The 20347-nt window shown below is 74.3% G+C and carries 14 protein-coding genes and 1 pseudogene; 7 read left to right on the top strand and 8 right to left on the bottom strand.

Annotation, left to right across the window (positions count from 1 at the left end):
- The first annotated feature begins 227 nt into the window (after window positions 1-227).
- Genes IAG43_RS02800 through IAG43_RS02810 form a run of 3 tightly spaced genes read left to right on the top strand, consistent with a single transcriptional unit; the run spans window position 228 to window position 3858 of the window.
- A complete protein-coding gene (locus IAG43_RS02800; RefSeq protein ID WP_187739160.1) occupies window positions 228-764 on the top strand; it encodes a (2Fe-2S)-binding protein in 537 nt (178 codons plus the stop codon).
- Window positions 761-1747: an FAD binding domain-containing protein gene (locus IAG43_RS02805; protein WP_187739161.1), complete on the top strand. Its 987-nt coding sequence runs from the start codon at window positions 761-763 to the stop codon at window positions 1745-1747. Before IAG43_RS02800 ends, IAG43_RS02805 begins: the two co-directional genes overlap by 4 nt.
- Window positions 1744-3858, top strand: a complete 2115-nt coding sequence (locus IAG43_RS02810) for a xanthine dehydrogenase family protein molybdopterin-binding subunit (RefSeq protein ID WP_187739162.1) — start codon at window positions 1744-1746, stop codon at window positions 3856-3858. The genes IAG43_RS02805 and IAG43_RS02810 overlap by 4 nt, the downstream gene beginning before the upstream one ends.
- Here IAG43_RS02810 and IAG43_RS02815 read toward each other — a convergent pair.
- Window positions 3809-4603 (bottom strand): uracil-DNA glycosylase, encoded by a 795-nt coding sequence (locus tag IAG43_RS02815; protein WP_187739163.1) that lies wholly within the window; start codon window positions 4601-4603, stop codon window positions 3809-3811. The genes IAG43_RS02810 and IAG43_RS02815 overlap by 50 nt on opposite strands.
- Window positions 4600-7254: a SpoIIE family protein phosphatase gene (locus IAG43_RS02820; RefSeq protein WP_425508564.1), complete on the bottom strand. Its 2655-nt coding sequence runs from the start codon at window positions 7252-7254 to the stop codon at window positions 4600-4602. Before IAG43_RS02820 ends, IAG43_RS02815 begins: the two co-directional genes overlap by 4 nt.
- A gap of 132 nt (window positions 7255-7386) precedes the next feature.
- Between IAG43_RS02820 and IAG43_RS02825 the strand changes: the two genes are divergently transcribed.
- Window positions 7387-8310, top strand: a complete 924-nt coding sequence (locus IAG43_RS02825) for a MurR/RpiR family transcriptional regulator (RefSeq protein WP_187739165.1) — start codon at window positions 7387-7389, stop codon at window positions 8308-8310.
- Window positions 8311-8738: 428 nt separating this feature from the next.
- Here the strand turns inward: IAG43_RS02825 and IAG43_RS02830 are convergent, their stop codons facing one another.
- From IAG43_RS02830 to IAG43_RS02845, 4 genes are all read right to left on the bottom strand, one after another.
- The gene (locus tag IAG43_RS02830) at window positions 8739-11558 is read right to left on the bottom strand and encodes an NHLP bacteriocin export ABC transporter permease/ATPase subunit (protein WP_425508637.1); all 2820 of its coding nucleotides are present in this window, start codon (window positions 11556-11558) and stop codon (window positions 8739-8741) included.
- A 268-nt stretch (window positions 11559-11826) separates the two neighbouring features.
- The gene (locus IAG43_RS02835) at window positions 11827-14127 is read right to left on the bottom strand and encodes an NHLP family bacteriocin export ABC transporter peptidase/permease/ATPase subunit (protein WP_425508565.1); all 2301 of its coding nucleotides are present in this window, start codon (window positions 14125-14127) and stop codon (window positions 11827-11829) included.
- Window positions 14112-14918, bottom strand: a complete 807-nt coding sequence (locus IAG43_RS02840; protein ID WP_187739167.1) for an HlyD family efflux transporter periplasmic adaptor subunit — start codon at window positions 14916-14918, stop codon at window positions 14112-14114. Before IAG43_RS02840 ends, IAG43_RS02835 begins: the two co-directional genes overlap by 16 nt.
- Window positions 14919-15127: 209 nt before the next feature.
- Window positions 15128-15346 carry a type A2 lantipeptide gene (locus IAG43_RS02845; RefSeq protein ID WP_187739168.1) on the bottom strand — a complete coding sequence of 73 codons (219 nt, stop codon included), beginning with the start codon at window positions 15344-15346 and terminating at the stop codon, window positions 15128-15130.
- Between the two features lie 628 nt (window positions 15347-15974).
- Between IAG43_RS02845 and IAG43_RS34330 the strand changes: the two are divergent.
- The 3 genes and pseudogenes from IAG43_RS34330 to IAG43_RS02855 all read left to right on the top strand — a co-directional run.
- A pseudogene (locus tag IAG43_RS34330) lies at window positions 15975-16107 on the top strand (GNAT family N-acetyltransferase); the annotation flags it as partial.
- A gap of 411 nt (window positions 16108-16518) precedes the next feature.
- The gene (locus IAG43_RS02850; protein ID WP_246574044.1) at window positions 16519-17367 is read left to right on the top strand and encodes a helix-turn-helix domain-containing protein; all 849 of its coding nucleotides are present in this window, start codon (window positions 16519-16521) and stop codon (window positions 17365-17367) included.
- Entirely contained in the window at window positions 17364-17570 is a 207-nt protein-coding gene (locus IAG43_RS02855; RefSeq protein WP_187739169.1) for a DUF397 domain-containing protein, read from the top strand. The genes IAG43_RS02850 and IAG43_RS02855 overlap by 4 nt, the downstream gene beginning before the upstream one ends.
- Before the next feature lie 235 nt (window positions 17571-17805).
- Here the strand turns inward: IAG43_RS02855 and opcA are convergent, their stop codons facing one another.
- Window positions 17806-18753, bottom strand: a complete 948-nt coding sequence (gene opcA, locus IAG43_RS02860) for a glucose-6-phosphate dehydrogenase assembly protein OpcA (protein WP_187739170.1) — start codon at window positions 18751-18753, stop codon at window positions 17806-17808.
- The gene (gene zwf / locus IAG43_RS02865) at window positions 18750-20285 is read right to left on the bottom strand and encodes a glucose-6-phosphate dehydrogenase (RefSeq protein ID WP_187739171.1); all 1536 of its coding nucleotides are present in this window, start codon (window positions 20283-20285) and stop codon (window positions 18750-18752) included. The genes opcA and zwf overlap by 4 nt, the downstream gene beginning before the upstream one ends.
- Between the last annotated feature and the right edge of the window lie 62 nt (window positions 20286-20347).

The raw sequence follows: 20347 nt of genomic DNA on the forward strand, positions 1-20347 counted from the left end.
CCACCGGGCGGCCGTGACCTGTGCTTCCGATCCGTGTACCCGGCACCGGGCGCATTATTCGCAAATCCGTCTGAATTCCTTCACGGCGGGTCCGCCCCCGGGGGAGGACCCGCCGTGAAGGCCCCGTGCTCCGCGCGTGCTCCCGCCGACGCGCGCTCCGGCCCGATCCGGCAGAGGCTGGGAGGCACGCCCCGGCGGGAACGGCCCGCACGGCACGAGGAGGGCACGTGGAGTCCAGCGCACGCACCGACGGCCCGGCCCATGCGTCCGTGGTCACCCTGGACGTCAACGGCGTCGCCCGGACGGTGGCTCTCGACCACCGCACCACCGTGCTGGACGCCCTGCGGGAGGGGCTCGGGATCACGGGACCGAAGAAGGGCTGCGACCACGGGCAGTGCGGCGCCTGCACGGTGCTGGTCGACGGGCGGCGGGTGCTGAGCTGTCTGCTGCCGGCCGTGGCGTACGACGGGGCGCGGATCGTCACGGTGGAGGGCCTCGCGGGGGGCCGGGACCTGCACCCGCTCCAGGAGGCGTTCGTGGCCCGGGACGCGCTCCAGTGCGGCTACTGCACGCCGGGGCAGCTCTGCTCCGCGGCCGGAATGCTGGCGGAGGCACGGGAGGGCCACCCGTCGCTGGTGACACAGGAGTCCGAGGGGCCCGTGGTGCTGACGCCGGAGGAGATCCGGGAACGGATGAGCGGCAACCTGTGCCGCTGCGGGGCCTACCCCGGCATCGTCGCGGCGATCGAGGACGTGGCGTCGTGAAGCCCTTCGGGTACGTCCGCGCCGCGACGACCGCGGAGGCGCTCGCCGCGTACGCGGCCGCGCCCGGGGCCCACTTCCTCGCCGGCGGCACCAACCTGGTGGACCTGATGAAGCTCGGTGTCGCCGAGCCCCGGACACTGGTCGACGTGCGCGGGCTGCCCCTGGACTCGGTCGACGCGACACCGGACGGCGGCCTGCTCGTCGGGGCGACCGTCCGCAACAGCGACCTCGCCGCCCACCCCGCCGTGCGGACCCGCTACCGTGCCCTGTCGCAGGCGCTGCTCGCCGGGGCGTCGGGCCAGTTGCGGAACACGGCGACGACGGGCGGGAACCTCCTCCAGAGGACCCGCTGCGGGTACTTCCAGGACGTCGGCAAGCCGTGCAACAAGCGCGAGCCGGGCAGCGGATGCCCCGCCGTGGAGGGGCACCACCGCGACCTGGCGGTGCTGGGGCACTCGCCGCACTGCGTGGCGACCCATCCGTCCGACATGGCGGTGGCCCTCGCCGCCTTCGGCGCGACCGTGCGTGCCGAGGGCCCGGACGGCCCTCGGTCGGTGCCGGTCACCTCGTTCCACCGGCTTCCCGGCGACCGGCCCGACGTCGACACCGAACTGCGGCCGGGCGAGCTGATCACGGCGGTGGAGCTGCCGCCCGCGCCGGGTGTCCGGTCCGTCTACCGCAAGGTGCGCGACCGGAGCTCGTACGCCTTCGCCCTGGTGTCGGTGGCCGCCGTGCTGGCCGTCGAGGACGGCCGGATCCGGCACGCGGCGCTCGCCTTCGGCGGTCTGGCGCACCGTCCGTGGCGTGCGTGGACTGCCGAGGAGCGGCTGCTCGGGGCTCCCGCCACGGCGGCGGTGTTCGAGCAGGCCGCGGAGGCCGAACTGGACGCGGCACAGCCGCTCCGCGACAACGCGTTCAAGGTGCGCCTCGCCGGTGATCTCGCCGTGCGGGTGCTGACCGGGCTGGCGGGTGGGGCGGCATGACGGGGACGCGAGACGTGCTCGGGGCGGACGCCGAGCGCAGCGAGGCGCGCGACAAGGTGACCGGGCGGGCCCGGTACGCGGCGGAGTACCGCCCTGCGGACCGTGCGTACGCCTGGCCGGTGCCGGCGACCGTGGCCCGCGGCCGGGTCACCGGCGTCGACGACCGCCAGGCCCTGGCCGTACGGGGTGTGCTGGCGGTGCTGACCCACGAGAACGCGCCCCGGGTGGCCGCTCCCGACGACGCGACGCTCGCCGTCCTCCAGGACGACCGGGTGCCGCACCGCGGGTGGTACGTCGCGCTGGTGGTGGCGGAGACGCTGGAGGACGCCCGCGCGGGCGCCGCGGCGGTGCGGGTGTCGTACGGGACCGAGGAGCACGACGTGCTGCTCACCCGCGACCGGCCGGACCTGCGGACGCCCGAGGAGGCCAACGGCGGCCATCCTGGCCTGCGCGAACGCGGCGACCCGGACGGGGCGTTCGCGTCGGCGGCGGTGCGGGTGGAGGCCGAGTACGCGCTCACCGCGCTGCACAACCATCCGATGGAACCGCATGCGGCGACCGCCCACTGGGGCGGCGACGGCACCCTGACCGTCCAGGACTCCAGCCAGGGCGCGGGGGTCGTCCGCGACGTGCTGGCGGGGATGTTCGGTCTGGACCGGCGGCGGGTGACCGTGGTGTCCGAGCACGTGGGCGGCGGTTTCGGGTCCAAGGGGACGCCCCGGCCGCACGTGGTCCTCGCGGTCATGGCCTCCCGCCACACGGGGCGGCCGGTCACTCTCGCCCTGCCCAGGCGGCAGCTCGCCGCCGTCGTGGGGCACCGCGCGCCGACCCTGCACCGGGTCCGGCTCGGGGCGGGCTCCGACGGCGTGATCACCGCACTGGACCACGAGGTGGTGACGCTCACGTCCCGGGTGCGGGAGTTCGTGGAGCAGGCGGCCGTCCCGGGGCGGGTCATGTACACCTCCCCCAACAGCCGTACGGTGCACCGGGTCGTGGACCTGGACGTGGCGACGCCGTCGTGGATGCGCGCCCCCGGCGAGGCGTCCGGCATGTACGCGCTGGAGTCGGCGATGGACGAGCTCGCCGAGGCCGCCGGCCTCGACCCGGTGGAGCTGCGGCTGCGCAACGAGCCCGCGGCCGAGCCGGACAGCGGGCGGCCCTTCAGCAGCCGCGGTCTGCCCGGCTGTCTGCGCGAGGGGGCGCGGCGCTTCGGCTGGCAGGACCGCGACCCGCGGCCCGGTGTCCGGCGGGAGGGCGACCTGCTGATCGGTTCGGGAGTCGCGGCCAGTACGTATCCCGTGCTGGTGGGCCCCTCGCGGGCGAGCGCGACCGCGGAGCCCGGCGGGCGTCATGTGATCCGGGTCAACGCCACCGACATCGGCACCGGCGCGCGCACGGTGCTCGGGCAGATCGCCGCGCAGGCGCTGGGCGTTCCGCTGGACGCGGTGCGGGTGGAGATCGGCAGCACCGTGCTGCCGTCCGCCCCGCTGGCGGGCGGGTCGTCGGGAACCGCGTCCTGGGGCTGGGCGGTGCACCGGGCGAGCGAACAGCTGGCCGCCCTGCTGGCGGAGCACACCGGACCGGTGCCCGCCGAGGGGCTGACGGCCCTGGCCGACACCCGGGCCGAGGCGGGCGCCGCCGTGCCGTACGCGCGGCACGCGTTCGGCGCGGTGTTCGCCGAGGTCGGCGTCGACGCCGTGACGGGCGAGGTGCGGGCGCGGCGGCTGCTGGGCGTGTTCGCCGCCGGGCGCGTCCTCAACCCGCGCACCGCGCGCTCGCAGTTGACGGGCGGGATGACGATGGGGCTCGGCATGGCGCTGACGGAGGGCACCACGCGGGACGCCCGCTTCGGCGACGTCGCGGAGTGCGACCTCGCCTCCTACCACGTGCCGGTCTGCGCCGATGTGCCGCTCGTCGAGGCGCACTGGCTGGACGAGGACGATCCGCACCTCAACCCGATGGGCAGCAAGGGCATCGGCGAGATCGGGATCGTGGGGACGGCGGCGGCGATCGGCAACGCGGTGCACCACGCGCTGGGTGCGCGCCTGCGGGAGCCTCCGTTCACTCCGGACAAGGTGCTGGCCCGGATGCACCGCGCCCCGCACCGCTGATCCGGGCGGCGCGGGCGAGGACGTCGCGGAGCATGGCGGGCGTGAGACGGCCGGTGAAGACGTTGCGCCTGCTCGGGTGGTAGCAGCCGAGCAGGTGGAGGGCGTCACCGCCGTCCGCCCGGGTGAGCACGTGGTGGGCGCCGTGGCCGAACGCGGGGCGGGGGCGGGGGATCTGCCAGCCCGCGCCGGCGAGGACCGGCAGCAGCGCCTGCCAGCCGAAGCCGCCGAGCACCACCACCGCCCGCAGTCCCGGCAGCAGGGCGAGTTCCGCGGCGAGCCAGGGCCGGCAGGTGTCCCGTTCAGCCGGAGTGGGGCGGTTCTGCGGCGGTGCGCAGTGGACGGGTGCGGTGAGGCGGACGCCGTGCAGGACGGTGCCGTCGTCCCGGTGCGCCGACCCCGGGCGGGAGGCGAGGCCGGCGGCGTGGAGGGCGGCGAAGAGCACGTCCCCCGAGTCGTCGCCGGTGAACATGCGTCCGGTGCGGTTGCCGCCGTGCGCGGCCGGGGCCAGTCCGACGACGGCGAGCGCGGCGTCCGGCGGGCCGAAGCCGGGTACCGGGCGGGCCCAGTACTCCTCGTCGCGGAAGGCGGGGCGCGGTGCGGCGGCCGCCTCCTCGCGCCAGGCGACGAGGCGGGGGCAGGCGCCGCAGCGGGCGACCTGCCGGTCGAGCGCGCCGAGCGTGGCGCAGCGGGGCGCGGTGCGCGCGGGGAACGCGGGGTTCCCGGCGGGCGGGACGGGCGCGTTCACCGCGGGCCCTCGTGCCGCCCGGCGGACGGGGTGTGTCCGGGGTCGCCGGGAGCGGTGCCTCCGTATCCGTCGGTGCGGCCGGAGGGGTCGCGGTCACCGCCGTCGCCGCACGGGGGTTCGGTCCAGCGGGCGGTGAGGAGCAGGGCGATGTCGTCGGCGCGGTCGGTGGTCTGCCGGGCCTCGTTGATGAGCCGGTCGGCGGTGTCGCCGAGCGGGGAGGCGCCCACGTCCGAGAGGGTCAGGCGCAGCCGCTCGATGCCGGAGTCGATGTCGGCGCCCGGTACTTCGACGAGTCCGTCGGTGAACATGGCCAGCACCGCGCCCCGTTCGAGGTGGAACACGGTCACCGGGTACTCGGCGTCCGGGTCCACCCCGAGCACCACGCCGCCGGGCAGGTCGAGGACCTCGGTCCGTCCGTCGGGGTGGCGCAGCAGGGGTTGGAGATGGCCCGCCCGCACGGCCTCGGCGCGTCCGCCCGCCGGGTCGAGCAGGACGTAGCAGCAACTGGCGAACTGGCCCGGGTCGAGGTCGATGAGCAGCCGGTTGGTGCCGCCCATCACCTCGGCGGGCCCGTGACCGCTGACCGCCAGAGCCCGGACGGCGCTGCGCAGCTGTCCCATGGTCGCCGCCGCGGACACGCCGTGGCCCTGGACGTCGCCGATGACGATGGCGACGCCGGCGGGCGTCTCGACCACGTCGTACCAGTCGCCGCCGACGTCCATGCCCTGGGTGCCCGGGAGGTGGCAGGCGACGGTGTCCAGCTGGTCGACGACCGGCAGCCGCCGCGGCAGCAGCCCGTCCTGGAGGCCGCGGGCGAGCGCGGCCTCGGAGTCGTAGCGCTGGGCGCGCTGGAGGGCCTGGGCGATGAGTCCGGCGAGCGCGGTGAGCACGGTGCGCTCCTCCGGGCTGAAGCCGCGCGGCTGGTCGAAGCCGAGGATGCAGGAGCCCACCGGGCGTCCGGACGCGATCAGCGGGAGGAACGCCCGTGCTCCGACGTGGGCGTCGAGCGCGATGCCGGGATAGGCCTCGGCCAGGTGGTGCATGGACTCGTAGAAGAGCGGACGGCCCGAGGTGAGGGTGTCGACGCCGGGGAGTTTGGCGTCGAGCGCGACACCGTCGAAGCGGTCGAGGAAGCCGCGCGGGAATCCGGTCTCCCAGGACAGGTGCAGATGGCGGTCGTTCAGCAGGTAGATGGCGAGCTGCCGGCCGCCGAAGGCGGGGAGCAGCTCCTCGGTGACCACGGCGGAGACCTGACGGGCCGTCACCGCCTCGGTGAGCGCGATGGCGAGGGCGACCGGCCGGTACAGCGCGACGGCCCGGTCGGCGGGCGACCCCACGCCGGTGCCCGGGGCGACGACGGAACCGGGGGTGTAGGCGGGCTGGCCGGCCGGGCCGATGGTGACGGTGAGGCCGTCGTGCCCGGCGTACACGCCGACCGAGAGCCAGCCCTGGTCGCGCTGGACGAGGAAGTGCGAGGGATCGCCGGAGAGCAGGGCGGAGCGGTAGTAGTCCTCGTACGCGGGCTGCCCGAGCCAGGGCACGCTCTCCCACAGCACGGTGCCGAGCAGGGCGGCGCGCGGCAGTCCGACGAGGGTCTCGGCGTGCCCGTTGACGTAGGTGACGCGGCCGAGCCGGTCGACGGAGCACACCCCCTGCGGCAGCCGGTCCGCCGATTCGGCGACGACCGGGCCGGCGCCGAGGTCGACCAGGAAGCCGGTCAGCCGGGTGCCGCCGGTGCCGCCGCGGCGCCCTCGGCGGCCGGACATCTCCACCAGGTGGGGGCGTCCGTCCGCTCCCTGGAGCCGGATTCTGCGGGTCACCGGGCGGTCGGACTCGGCGGCGTGGCGGGCGACGGCCCACAGGCCGTACGCGTCGGCGGGCTCGACACGGGAGGCGACCTCGTCGACGGTGAGCGGGAGGCCGGCCGGGTGGGTGCCCATGATGGCGCACCAGCCCTCGTCGCCGGTGACGGTTCCGGCGGCCAGGTCCCAGTCGAAGGTGCCGAAGCGCACGGGCGGGGTGCCGGCGCTGGGGAGCGTGACGGCGAGCGGGTCGCCGTCCCACTGGATGCGGCGCTCGGCGGGCAGCGCGGCGAGGGTCTCCCCGAGGCGGGCGGCGATGCCGGTGATGCGGCGGCGGTCCGCCTCCTCGACGCCCCGTCCCGGGGTCCCGGGGCGCAGGACGGCGATGATGCCGAAGGTCTCGCGCCGGTGGACGATCGGCACGTACAGCGAGCCGAAGGGGAACGGCAGGCCGGCCATCAGCTGGGGGTAGCGGCGCATGGCCTCCTCCGCGTCGCCGAGGTAGACGGGCCGGCCGGAGCGGTAGGCGTCCGAATGGGGGAAGGGCCGGTTGACGTGCATCCGCCACCAGTGCCGGAACAGGTCGGACGGCAGTCCGGCGATCACCGCGAGGAGCAGCAGTTCCGGGGAGCCGGTGCGCATGTAGAGGCCGCCGGCGAAGCCGCCCACGGCCTCGATCGCGGCCGCTTCGGCCTGGGCGAGGACCATGGCCAGCTCGTCGGGGGGCGCGGCCGTCCCGGAGGTCTCGGGGGCAGGGGGCGCCGCCGCCGGGCCGCCGGCGTCGTCGGCCGCGGATCCGGAGTGCTCGGCGTCGGGTGGGGGGCGTCGGCCCGCGCCGTACCGGCTCATCCCCTCAGCATGCTCCCTCGCGGGCGGGCTCCGCATCTCCGTGCGGGGTCCGGGAGGCGGCTCGCGCGGGCGTCGGGGGCCGGGGGCGTCTGAGCTAGATTGAGCACGGGCCGGACGACAGGGAGGCACACGGTGCCATCAGGGCAGCAGGCGCGTGCGCAGGCGGCGGCGATCACCCCGGGGCGTCAGGCGCCGGTGACGGAGGCCGCGCCGGCGGACCGGGTCCGGGCCCTGTTCGGCAGCCACCGGCTGTCGCCGGGGCAGCGCCGGATCGCCCAGTACATGATCGACCATCTGACCGAGGCGGCGTTCCTGTCGATCACGGACCTCGCCGAGCGGGTCGGGGTCAGCCAGCCGTCGGTGACCCGGTTCGCCACCAGTCTCGGGTACAGCGGCTTCCCCGCGCTGCGGGAGGCCCTTCAGCCGATCGCGCTGAGCGCGGTGGCGGGTGTCCAGGAGACCCGTGAGCAGATCCGCCGCAACGAGCTCCAGGCCGCGGTCGACGCCGAGATCGAGAACCTGGAGAGCCTGCGCCGGGTCCTCGCCGACACCGACCAGGTGCTCGACGTGGGCCGGGAGCTGGCCCGTTCGGTGCCGCTCACGGTGCTGGGACTGCGGATCTCGGTGTCGCTCGCGGAGTACTTCGCGTACGCGGCGCGGCGCATCCACCCGGACGTGCGTCTGGTGACACGTGGCGGGACGGTGGCGTTCGACGCCCTGCTCCAGTCCCGGGAGGCGGGCGGGAGCTGGGTGCTGGCGTACGCGATGCCGCGGCACGCGAACGAGACGCTGGCCGCGCTGAAGGTGGCCCGCGGCACGGGGCTGCGGGTCGCGCTGATCACCGATCTGACGCTGGGACCGCTGGTCGACGAGGCGGACGTGACGCTGACGGCGGGCACCGGGTCCCGGCTGGTCTTCGACTCGTACGCCGCGCCGGGCGTGCTGTCGGCGGCGGTGCTGCAGGCGATGGCGGACGCCGATCCGGAGCGGACGCAGGCTCGGCTCGAAGGCTACGAGCAGGTGGCCGACCAGCAGGACTTCTTCATCGAGGAGTGACCCTGTGCCCGGGCGCCGCCTCCTGGGGCCGGTTGCCCGCGGGGGCGGACTCGGCGGGCGCGGGCTCGGCGGCCCCGGGTGTCCGGACGCGGCAGGGCGCAGAGATCCGAGGACCGGCGGCGGGGCGGCCGTTTTGCGGTGTGGACTTCCCGTGTGACCTGCGCGCGTCCGGTGCATTTCCGGTACCCGTCGTGCATGAAATTTTTCATACCCTTGCGTACTCGACGGTATATATATTTACTTCTCGTGGCGGCCGCTCCACGGAGCACGACCGCCGCCCCACGAACGGACATCCGGTGACGGCGCTCCCTCCTCGCGCCGGCTCCGGTGTTCAATCCGGGCACTCCGCCGTACCGCGGGATGTCCCTTGGCGGTCCCGGTCAACCCCTGGGCCGGGACCGCCACAAGCTTCGCGCGGCGGGGCCCGCTCAGGCCATCTGCCGGCGCACCAGCCCGTGCAGCCGCCCCCCGGGGTCGGCGAGGAGTTCGGCCGGGCGGCCCTCCTCCACGATCCGCCCGGCGTCCATCACCAGCACCCGGTCGGCGTCCAGGACCGTGCTCAGCCGGTGGGCGATGACGATCCGGGTGGCCCGGAGCGCGCGGGTCGACGCGATGACGGTGCGCTGGGTCCCGTTGTCCAGCGCGCTCGTCGCCTCGTCGAGGAAGAGGATCCGCGGCCGGCGCACCAGTGCCTGGGCGATCATCAGCCGCTGGCGCTGCCCGCCGGATATCGCCCCGCCCTGCGCGATCATGGTGTGCAGCCCCATGGGCATGCGCCGGATGTCGTCGGCCAGGCCGGCCATCTCGGCGGCGGCCCAGACCTCGTCGTCGTCGAAGCTCCCGGCCCCGCAGATGCACTCCCGGAGCGAACCGCTGAGCGGCTGGGCGTTCTGGAGCACCACACCGCACTGGCGGCGCACCGCCGCCCGGTCGAGGGCGGCCAGGTCCTGGCCGTCGTAGAGGACCGCCCCGGAGTCCGGCCGTTCGAAGCCGATCAGCAGGCGCAGCAGCGTCGACTTGCCGCAGCCGCTCGGGCCGACGACGGCGACGAACTCCCCCGGCCGCACGCTCAGCGAGACGTCGTCGAGGACCGCCGGCCCGTCGCCGTGGTAGCGGAACGACAGTCCCCTGGCCTCGATCGCGCCGGTCAGCGCGCCCGGCCGGCCGCCCGTGCCGCGGACCTCCGGCAGCTCGTCCAGGATCGGCCGCACCTGCTCGAACACGGGAAGCACGGCGACGGCGGACACCAGGACGCCGGTGAGCTGGGTGACGGACGTCAGCAGCATGGTGACGGCCGCGTTGAAGGTGAGGAACTCGCCGGCCGACATGCTGCCGCGCGCGGGCCCGGACAGCAGGACGAACATCAGCAGTGCGGTGAGCGGCAGGTACACCGCATCGAGGACGGTCGTCCAGTTCCTGATCCGCCCCACCCGCTGCTGGAGTTCGCGGGTGCGGGCGAACTCCCCCGCCCAGGCGGCGTACGCGAAGCCCTCGGCGGCCGCGACCCGGAGCTTGGGCAGTCCGCGCAGGGTCTGGAACGCCTGGTTGTTCAGCCTGTTGCCCAGTTCGACGAGTTGGCGCTGGCCGCGCACCTGCCACAGGCCCATCACCAGGAAGACCGTCGAGACGGCGAGCAGCATGCCCAGGGCCGCGAGGGCCAGCGGCACGCTGAGCCAGAGCAGCAGGGCCACGTTGACCAGGCCCACGGTGCCGGACTGCACGGCGACCGGGGCGACGCCGGACAGCATCCGGCGGATGGAGCCGATGCCCATGGCCGCGCTCGCCAGTTCGCCGGTGGAGCGCTCGGTGAAGAAGCGTGCCGGCAGCCTCAGCAGCCGGTCCCAGACGGCCGGTTGCAGGGTGCTCTCCATCCGTCCCTCCATCCGCAGGAGGGTGAGGTTCTGCATCAGCATGTAGGCGGCCGAGACCACGGCGGCGGTCATCAGCGCGACGGCGGTCGTGGCGATCGGCCCGGTCTCGGCGTTCGGCACGTACGCGCCGAGCACCCGTCCGGTGGCGAGCGGGACCAGCGCGCCGAGCAGCACGGTGACGAGGCCGCCGAGCAGCAGTCTGCGCACGTCGGGCGCGGCGCCCCGCAGCGCGAAACGGGCCAGCGTCCCGAGGCTCGCGGGGGTGTCGGGCAGGGGTCGGCAGAACATGGTCGCGCGGGGCTCGAAGCCGTCGGCCTCCGCCCGTCCCACGCGGGTCCGCGAGCCGGTGACCGGATTCAGCGCCTCGTAGCGGCCGCGGCGCCACAGCAGGGCGACGGGGGCGCCGGACGCGGCACGGTGGCCGACCAGCGGGCCGGCGTCGGTGCGCCACCAGTCACCGGTCAGGCGCACCGGCCGGGTGCGGACGCGGGCTCCGGCCGCCACCCGTTCGACCGGTGACAGGCGTTCGTCCCCGGCGCCGCCGCGCGGGGCGCCGGCGAGGTCGATGCCGGCCGCACGGGCGACGGCCGCGCAGACGGCGAACACCGCGTCGTCCGAGGCGGAGTCCAGCGGGGCGCGGGTCCCGGAGCGCCTGCCGATGGAGTCGACGAGCGCCCTGTCCGCGCGTGCGCGCACGTCCTCGCCCGCCCTGATCCCGGCCGCGGCCCGGTCCTCGTGGGCGCGTTCGAGCTCCTCGATCCAGTGGTCGACGGCCGCCAGCAGCCGGTACTGCTGGTTCACCATGCGCTGCCACATGGCGCCGTCGACGAGCAGGTCGCCCGCGAAGTCCGCGCTGTGGGCGGCCCCGTAGCGCACATCGCCCGCCTCCACGGGCATCCACAGCACGTCGTCGTCGGCGGTGGCGGCGGCGCCCGCCGGGCGGCCGTCGAGCGGCGCCTGGAGCAGGACGCCGAGCCCGCGTCCGGCGCCGAGGGCGAAGGGGTGCTCCAGCCCGGTCCACGGGGTGTCGTGCGCGCCGTGGTGGCCGGGATGCCCGGCCGCCGTCCCGTACGGGTCGCCCGGGTGCCCGGCCGCGGGGTGGGCGCCGGCGGCTGCGTCCGCCGGATACCGGGGCACGCCGTACGGGTCGGTGGCGCCGGGGTCGGTGGCGTACGGGTCCTGGTACAGCTCGCGCAGCGGGATACGGCGCAGACGGCACTCCGGCGAGGGGCGGCCGACGAGCGTGTGGCGGGGGCCGTCGACGGGGCCGAGCAGCAGGGAGCCCGCCGCGGGGCGGCCGAGGAAGTGCCAGTGGCCCTCCTCCGCCGCGTCGACGGCGAACAGGTCCAGGGAGCCGGCGGCCACCAGCCAGAGCACCTGCGGGCCCTCCAGGTGGAGGCTGCGCAGCCCGGTGCAGTCGACGGGCGTGCCCAGGGCGCCGAACGCGGCGACGACGGGGTCGGTGTGCCCCGCGTGGCCGCCCGCCGCCGGGGCGGGTCCGGCCGGGGCGGCGGCACCGCTCGCGGGGTGGGGGACGAACGGGCCGCCCGCCGGGGACCAGGGCTCGGACCCGCCTCCGCCTGCCTGGGACCAGGGCTCGGACACGCCTCCGCCCGGCAGGGGGTGGGGAACGGGAACGGACACGTCAGCGCTCCTCGACGAGGCCGGCGTAGACACCGCCGGCGGCGATCAGGTCCTCGTGGCGGCCCCGCTCCACGACCGTTCCGTGGTCGAGCACCACGATCTCGTCGCTGTCGCGCACCGTGCTCAGGCGGTGGGCGATGATCACACAGGCGCAGCCGCGTCTGCGGATGTTGTCGATGACGACGCGTTCGGTCTCCGCGTCGAGCGCGCTGGTGACCTCGTCGAGGACCAGGACGCTCGGGCGGCGGACGAGGGCCCGGGCGATCTCCAGCCGCTGGCGCTGGCCGCCGGAGAAGTTGCGGCCGTCCTGCTCCACGCGGCCGTGGATGCCGTCCGGTCTGGCGGTGACGGTGTCGAGGACGGCCGCGTCGCGCAGGGCGGCGGTGACGGCGTCGTCGGTGACCGACGGGTCCCACAGCGCCACGTTGTCCCGGACCGTGCCCTCGAAGAGGAAGACGTCCTGGTCGACGAAGGAGACGGACGCGGCCAGCGCGCTGCGCGGGATGTCCTCCAGGCGTTCCCCGTCGATGCGGATGGTCCCCTCCCACGGCTCGTACAGCCCCGACACGAGCCGGGACACCGTGGACTTGCCGCTGCCCGAGCCGCCGACGAGCGCGACCTGGCGGCCCGGTCCGACCGCCAGCGAGAAGCCGCGCAGCAGGGGCGCGTCGAGCGGGCTGTAGCCGAAGGTGATCCCCTCCAGTTCCACGTGGCCCTTGAGCCGGCGGGTGCTGGGGGCGGGCGCCTCGCGGGAGTACAGGCCGTCGACGGGGAAGTTCTCGACGTCCTTGAGGCGGGCGACGTCCGCGGCGAAGTCCTGGATGCGTCCGGCGACCGAGTTGAGGCGGGTGACCGGGGCGGTGAAGCGGGCGACCAGCGCCTGGAAGGCGACCAGCAGGCCGATCGAGAGATGGCCCTCGACGGCCCGCAGTCCGCCGATCCACAGGATCAGGGCGCTGTTGAGCGTGGCGAGTGCCGGGGCGACGACCGCGAGGTACGCGCTGGGCACCCCGAGCCGCTGCTGGACCTCCAGGGTGGTGGCGTGCTGCCCGGCCCAGCGCCGGAACCAGCCGTCCTCCCCGCCGGTGGCCTTCATCGTCTCGATCAGCTGGAGTCCGGTGTACGAGGTGTTGGTCAGCCGGGCGCTGTCGGCGCGCAGCTTCTGGGTGTCCGTGGCGCGCAGCCGCAGCACGGTCCGGACGGCCACCACGTTGAGGAGGGCGACGCCGACGCCGACGACGGCCAGCTGGGGGTCGTAGGTCCACAGCAGGGCCGCGTAGAGGACGACCACCACCCCGTCGACGGCGGCCGCCGCGAGGTCGCGTGCGAGGGTCTCGGCGACGGCGTCGTTGGACTGGAGGCGTTGCACCAGGTCGGCGGGGCTGCGCTGGGCGAAGAAGGTGACCGGCAGCCGCAGCAGGTGCCGCAGGAACCGGGCGCTGCCGAGGGTGGAGGAGATGATGCGGCCCCGCAGCAGGTTGGCCTGCTGGAGGCCGGTGAGCACGGCGGTGAGCACCACCAGGGCGGCCAGCGACGCGAAGAGGGGCCCGAGCAGGGAGGTCTGTCCCCCGATCAGGAAGGTGTCGATCCAGGTGCGGCTGAGGGCGGGGACGGCCGCGCCGACGGCGACGAGCAGCAGGCTGGCCAGGAGCGCGGCGAGCAGGGTGCCGGTGGTGCCGCGCATCCGCGCGGGGACGGCGCCGAGGACGCCGGGCCTGCGGCCGCCCGGGGTGAAGCCGGGGCCTGGTTCGAGGACGAGGGCGACCCCGGTGAAGCTGCTGTCGAAGTCCTCGTCGGGCACGAACCTGCGTCCCTGGTCGGGGTCGTTGATGCGGACCCCGCGGCGGCCCCGGCGGCGGGAGGGGCCGTCGTACACGACGTAGTGGTTGAACTCCCAGAAGAGGATGGCGGGAGCCCGGACGCCGGCGAGGGCGGTGGCCTCCATCTGCATGCCCTTGGCGGTGAGTCCGTATCCGCGGGCGGCCTTCAGGATGTTGCTCGCGCGGGAGCCGTCGCGGGACACGCCGCAGGCGATCCGCAGTTCCTCCAGCGGCACATGGCGTCCGTGGTGGGCGAGGACCATGGCGAGTGCGGCGGCGCCGCACTCGACGGCCTCCATCTGGAGGACGGTGGGGGTGCGCACCGGTTTCGGCTTCGGCTGCGCGCGCCGGGGGCCGGCCCGCCGGCTGCCGCGTCGGCCGGAGCGGGCGGGCTCGGGGCGGTGTCTGCGGCGGCCCCCGGGCGGGAGCCGCCGCTGGGCGGGTGCGGCGGTGTCGCCTGCGGGGGTCACGGCAGCAGCCAATCGATCGGGTGGAGGGCGGCGGTGCGGACGGAGCCGCTCGCGAGGGTCATGGACTCGAGCGCGTGGGGCGGGCCGCCGGACGTGGACCAGGCGTAGCCGGACTCGGTCCGCGGGTCGGTGTCGAGCTCGACGACCACGGCGACGGGCAGGCCCTTCGCGGAGAACTGCTCGCCGAGCTGGCCGCTGCCGAGGAAGGCGGTGATGCTCCGGCTGGTCTGGGCGGTCCTGCCGACGGAGGTGACCGTGCCGCGCAGCACGCCGTACCGCTGGGCGGCGACGGACTGGACGCTCAGGTCGACCCGTGCTCCGACGGACACGTCGGGGCCGCTGCCCGCGGGGACGTAGAGGACGGCCATCAGCGGGTCGCCGGCGGAGCGGACCCGTTCGACGGCGGCGATGTCGCCGCCGGTGGTGACGACCGAGCCGATCGCGGCGACGAGTGCGGTGACCCGGCCGGCGGCGATGGTCCGCACGACCGTGTCGCCGGCCGCGGTGCGGACCTTCAGCAGGGGGGCGTCGGCGGCGACGCGTTCGCCCTCCTCGGCGAGGACGGCGGTGATCTGGCCGGAGACCGGGCTCTGGAGGACGTAGCTGCCCTGGGCGTGGGTGAGCACACCGGGGGCGGTGACGGTGGAGGTCACGGTGCCGGTCACCGCCCACGCGGCGGCGGCGAGCACGGCGGCGAGGGTGACCGCGAGGACGAGCGGTCCCCGGGGGCGCGCGTAGCGCACCGGGAGGTCGATGTCCTCGGGCGACCGCAGTCTGGAGAGTGCCTGTTGGCGGAACTGCACGACACGCTTCCCTGGGGGTGCCGGGGGATGTCCGTGCCGCCTCCCGCGGGCGGAGGGCTCGACGGCGCATCCCGTCCTACGGGCCGTGCGCCGCACGGCGGGGGCTGACGGCCGTGTGCCCCGGAACCTGGCGGGTTCCGGGGCACACGGCACGGCGCCGCCGGCAGAGCGGGCCGGCGGGCCGCGGAGGTCCTGCGGACCGGGAGGCCTTACAGGCCGGCGACGAGACCGGTGACCGGGCCGGTGACGGCCGCGGTGTCGATGCCGGTGGCGCCCTCGACGAGGCCGGTCACGGTGCCGACGGTGGCGGAGACCGGGGCGATGGTGTCCAGGGCGGAGGTGGCGTTGCCGAGCACGGCGCTCTGCAGGCCGCCGGCCACGGCGTCCAGCTCGCTGTCGGAGATCTCCTGGGTGGGGACGAAGTTCATGGAGAAGCTTCCCTTCGGATGGATGGTGCGAAATGTCGGCGCCCGGCTGGCGAATTGCCACACCGGCCGCCCAGCGGGGTGGGGGGAGATTCCCGGTCCGAGAACCGGTATCGCTTTCCCGCGGTGCGAAGGATCAAAGCACGTACGAGCGTTGGCGGCCCAATCCCGGAGAGACCGCGAACGGCCGTCCGGGCCCGGTTCCGGGTTCTGTATTGCGGGGACGTGCACGCGCCTACATGAATCGGGGCCACCTTCTTCACGGGATCGCCCGAGAGCGGGCCCCGGTGCGCCGAACCCACCGGAAGACAAACGGGACATGCCCGCACAGACATTGATTTCCGCAGGTCAGCGACTTACCAAGGGTGCGAAGACGATGTGCCGCCTGAGCATTCGCTGTGCAGATCCGACGGAGGGACCGGAATCCGGGGGCGACGTCACACGGCCTTCACACTTCAGCCTCGAACCACCGCGTGAATTCTGGGGACGGGCGTCGCGCGGATTCCGGGGGCTTGCTCGGAATAGGGGCAGCGGTGGCCGCCGGGTGTCCGTCCGGTGCGGGATCTCCGAGTGATCCGGGTCGTAGTGCTCCAGCTCTGGTTCGTGATGATCCGTGGAGCACAGTGAGGTCATGACTGCGTACGAGACGATGTCGTTCCACCGGGAAACCCGAGCGGCTGATACAGCGACCGTGGGCCGAGTCGGACGCCGCTGAGTTCCGGGGGCTCCTCTCCGAACGCGGCACGGGGACCCCCACGGTCGAGGCCACGGCTCGTCGACGGCAATCGCCGGCCCGTGATCGTGTCTGACGGCGGCGTCGCCTGTCGGACCAGCCGAGCCGGTGAGCGCAACGGATCCGGCCCGGTGGAATGGCAGCGGTGGCAGGCGAAATCGCCGGTGGTGCGGTTGCGCCGGATCAGCAGCTGACGGTGGCCCGGCGTCGGCTCGGCGAGGCCCCCGCGGATTCGCGCCACGGCGGCATCGGCGTCCCACTGTTGAAGCCGTACGAGGGTGGGCGCAGCAGGTCCGGCGGGTGGCTGTACGGGCGTGGTACGGGTGCGGGGGCGTTGCCGGGATGAGTCCGTTCGCGTTGAACACGGCCCAGGCACAGGGCAAGGACGGCCGCCGTGGTGGGACGGGCGGGCGCACTCGGGGACGGGAAGGGCGTGAGGGCGGTGCGGGACACACGGAACAGCCGTACGGCGAAGGGCAAGGAGGAGAGCGACCTGCCGGGGGTGTGGTCGGCGTACGGCCGGCTGCTGCAACACCTGCGGAAGCGCGCCGGGTTGAGCCAGCAGGCGCTGGCGGAGGCGATCGGCTACTCACTGGAACAGGTCGCCTCGGTGGAGCAGGGCCGCCGACCCGCGAAGACGGCGTTCACCACAGCGTCGGACCGGGTGCTGGAGGCACGGGGAGTGCTGGAGGTCCTCCAGGACGACGTCGACCGGGCGAAGCTGCCGCAGTTCTTCCGGAACGTAGCGCTCCTGGAGACCGAGGCGGTCAGCCGGTTCTCCTACGACCCGTTGCTCGTTCCCGGGCTCCTGCAGACGGAGGCCTATGCGCAGTCGCTGCTCGCGGCGCACTTTCCGCCGCTGGACGAGGAGATCGTCGAGCAGCGCGTGGCCGCCAGGCTCGCCAGGCAGTCGCTGCTCGGGCGGAAGAGTCCGCCCGTGGTCTTCGTCTTCGTCGTGGAGGAAGGCGCGCTTCGGCGTGTGGTCAACAACGAGGGCGTCATGTCCGAGCAGTTGGACCACCTGCTGGTCTGTTCTCGTATGCGCAACGTCGAGCTCCAGGTGATGCCGACGTCCCGGGGAGCGCACAGTGGGCTCAACGGCCCCATGGTGCTGCTGGAGTCGACCGACCACAGGCAGACCGTCTACGTGGAAGCGCAGGACGTCGTGACCGTCCGGTCAGCACGAGACGAGGTCAGCGAGTTCTGGCTGCGGTATGGGATGCTGCGCACGCAGGCCCTCGACACAGAGGAGTCCTCTCGATTCATCGAGCGCATGGCAGGGGAGCTATGAGCACGGAACACTCCACCACCCAGCCGGCGGAACTCGCCTGGTTCAAGAGCAGCTACAGCGGCACGAGCGGTGGGGACTGCGTGGAGGTGGCCGCCACGGCGGACGCCGTGTACGTGCGCGACTCGAAGAGCGCCGCCGGCGGGCCGGTGCTGCGGGTCGGCCGCGGCGGGTGGGCCGCGTTCGTGGCCTCGTCGGCCGAGTAGCCGACGGCACGCTTCTTTGAGCAACGACGGGCTCGTCCGCCACGCCTCACGCGTGGTGGACGAGCCCTCTGTCTGCGGTCGCACGGGTCAGGTGACCGTGCGGTCGCTGTCCACGGGCCGGTGAAGTCAACCGGCTGTCACCCGATGGACCGGGTTCAGGGGTGCGGCTTTTCGCCGCACCCCTGAATGCACCCACCGCGCCCGCCCGCCGCGCGGGGCGGGCGTCGCGCCGTATTCAGCCGGCTTCGCTCTCGGCCCGCGGGGGCGGGGCGATGATTGCCGTGTGCAGCGCCGCCGCGTACGCCTCGTCGGGATCGAGCCGGCGGAGTTCCTCCGCGATGAGTTCGGCGGTGGTGCGCACCTTGAGGGCGAGCACCCTGTTCGGCTGGCCCGGGATCGACAGGCGGGCGACCGGCCCCTCGGGCCGGTCGATGTGGATCTCCCCGTCGGCGGTGCGCAGCCGCACCGCGGTGACGACGGGACCCGCCGTGACGACCTGCTCCACCGGCACCCCGAGGCGGGCGCAGAACCAGCGGGCGAGCAGTTCGGCGCTGGGGTTCTCCGCCTCGCTCTCCACGACCGCGGAGAGCACTTCGGTGCGCGCCTGGTCCAGGGCCGCGGCGAGCATGGAGCGCCAGGGGGTCAGCCGCGTCCAGGCCAGGTCGGTGTCGCCGGGCTCGTATCCGTCCGCGCGGGCGGCGAGTTCGCGCAGCGGTTCCTCGACGGCGTAGGCGTCGGTGATCCGGCGCTGGGCGAGCGAGCCGAGCGGGTCCCGGGCCGGGACCGGGGGCGCGTCGACGGGCCACCAGACGACGACGGGCGCGTCGGGCAGCAGCAGGGGCAGCACCACCGAGTCGGCACGGTCGGCGAGCTCGCCGTGCAGCCGCAGCAGCACGGTCTCCCCGGCGCCGGCGTCGCTGCCGAGGCGGACCTCGGCGTCGAGCCGGGTGTCGTGGCGGTCGCGCGGGGAGCGGGCGTGGCGCTTGATGACGACGAGGGTGCGCGAGGGGTGTTCGCGGGAGGCGTCGCCGGCCGCCTTGATGGCGTCGTAGGCGTTCTCCTCGTCGGTCACGATGACGAGGGTGAGGACCATGCCGACGGCCGGGGTGCCGATCGCGCGGCGGCCCTGCACCAGCGCCTTGTTGATCTTGCCCGCCGTGGTGTCCGTGAGGTCGATCTTCATGGCCTGCGCCAGCTCCGTCCGTCTCGTGCGAGCATCTCGTCGGCCTCCGCGGGGCCCCAGGTGCCGGAGGCGTACTGCGCGGGCGTGCCGTTCTTCTGCCAGTGGTCCTCGACGGGGTCGAGGATGCGCCAGGACTCCTCGACCTCCTCGGTGCGCGGGAACAGGTTGGCGTCGCCGAGGAGGACGTCGAGGATGAGCCGTTCGTACGCCTCGGGGCTGGACTCGGTGAACGACTCCCCGTAGGCGAAGTCCATGGTCACGTCGCGCAGTTCCATGGAGGTGCCGGGCACCTTGGAGCCGAAGCGCATGGTCACGCCCTCGTCCGGCTGCACGCGGATGACGAGGGCGTTCTGCCCGAGCTCGTCGGTGGCGGTGGAGTCGAACGGGGAGTGCGGGGCACGCTGGAAGACCACCGCGATCTCGGTGACCCGGCGCCCCAGCCGCTTGCCGGTGCGCAGGTAGAACGGGACCCCCGCCCAGCGGCGGTTGTCGATGCCGAGCTTGACCGCCGCGTAGGTGTCGGTGGTCGAGCGGGGCGCGATGCCGTCCTCCTGGAGGTAGCCCACCGCCTGTTCGCCGCCCTGCCAGCCCGCGGCGTACTGGCCGCGCACGGTGTGCCGGCCCAGGTCGGCGGGGAGGCGGACCGCCCGGAGCACCTTGAGCTTCTCGGTGACGAGGGAGGCCGCGTCGAAGGAGGCGGGCTCCTCCATCGCGGTCAGCGCGAGCAGCTGGAGGAGGTGGTTCTGGATGACGTCACGGGCGGCGCCGATGCCGTCGTAGTAGCCGGCCCGGCCGCCGATGCCGATGTCCTCGGCCATGGTGATCTGCACGTGGTCGACGTACGACCGGTTCCAGACCGGTTCGAAGAGGGTGTTGGCGAAGCGGAGCGCCAGGATGTTCTGGACGGTCTCCTTGCCCAGGTAGTGGTCGATCCGGAAGACCTCGTCCGGCGCGAAGACGTCGTGGACGATCGCGTTGAGCTCCTTGGCGCTTGCCAGGTCGTGGCCGAAGGGCTTCTCGATGACGGCGCGCCGCCAGGAGCCGGCGGGCGCGCCGGACAGCCCGTGGTCCTTGAGCTGCTGGACGACCTTGGGGAAGAACTTGGGCGGCACCGAGAGGTAGAAGGCGAAGTTGCCGCCGGTGCCCTGGGCCTTGTCGAGGTGCTCGACGGTGGCCCGCAGCTGCTCGAAGGCGCTGTCGTCGTCGAAGTCGCCCTGCACGAAGCGCATCCCCTCCGCGAGCTGCTGCCACACCTCCTCGCGGAAGGGGGTGCGCGCGTGCTCGCGGACGGCGTCGTGGACCTCCTGGGCGAAGTCCTGGTCGGCCCAGTCACGGCGGGCGAAGCCGACGAGTGAGAAACCCGGCGGCAGCAGGCCGCGGTTGGCGAGGTCGTAGACGGCGGGCATCAGCTTCTTGCGGGACAGGTCCCCGGTGACTCCGAAGATCACCAGACCGGAAGGGCCCGCGATCCGGGGCAGTCTCCGGTCGAGGGGGTCCCGCAGCGGATTCGCCCAGCCGCTGTTCTCCGACATGGGGTCAGTCCCTCCTTGAGCGAACGGCGTTTCGGGTGCGTCCGCTCCGAGGATCGCACCTG

Source organism: Streptomyces genisteinicus (assembly GCF_014489615.1).
GTDB classification, from domain to species: Bacteria; Actinomycetota; Actinomycetes; order Streptomycetales; family Streptomycetaceae; genus Streptomyces; species Streptomyces genisteinicus.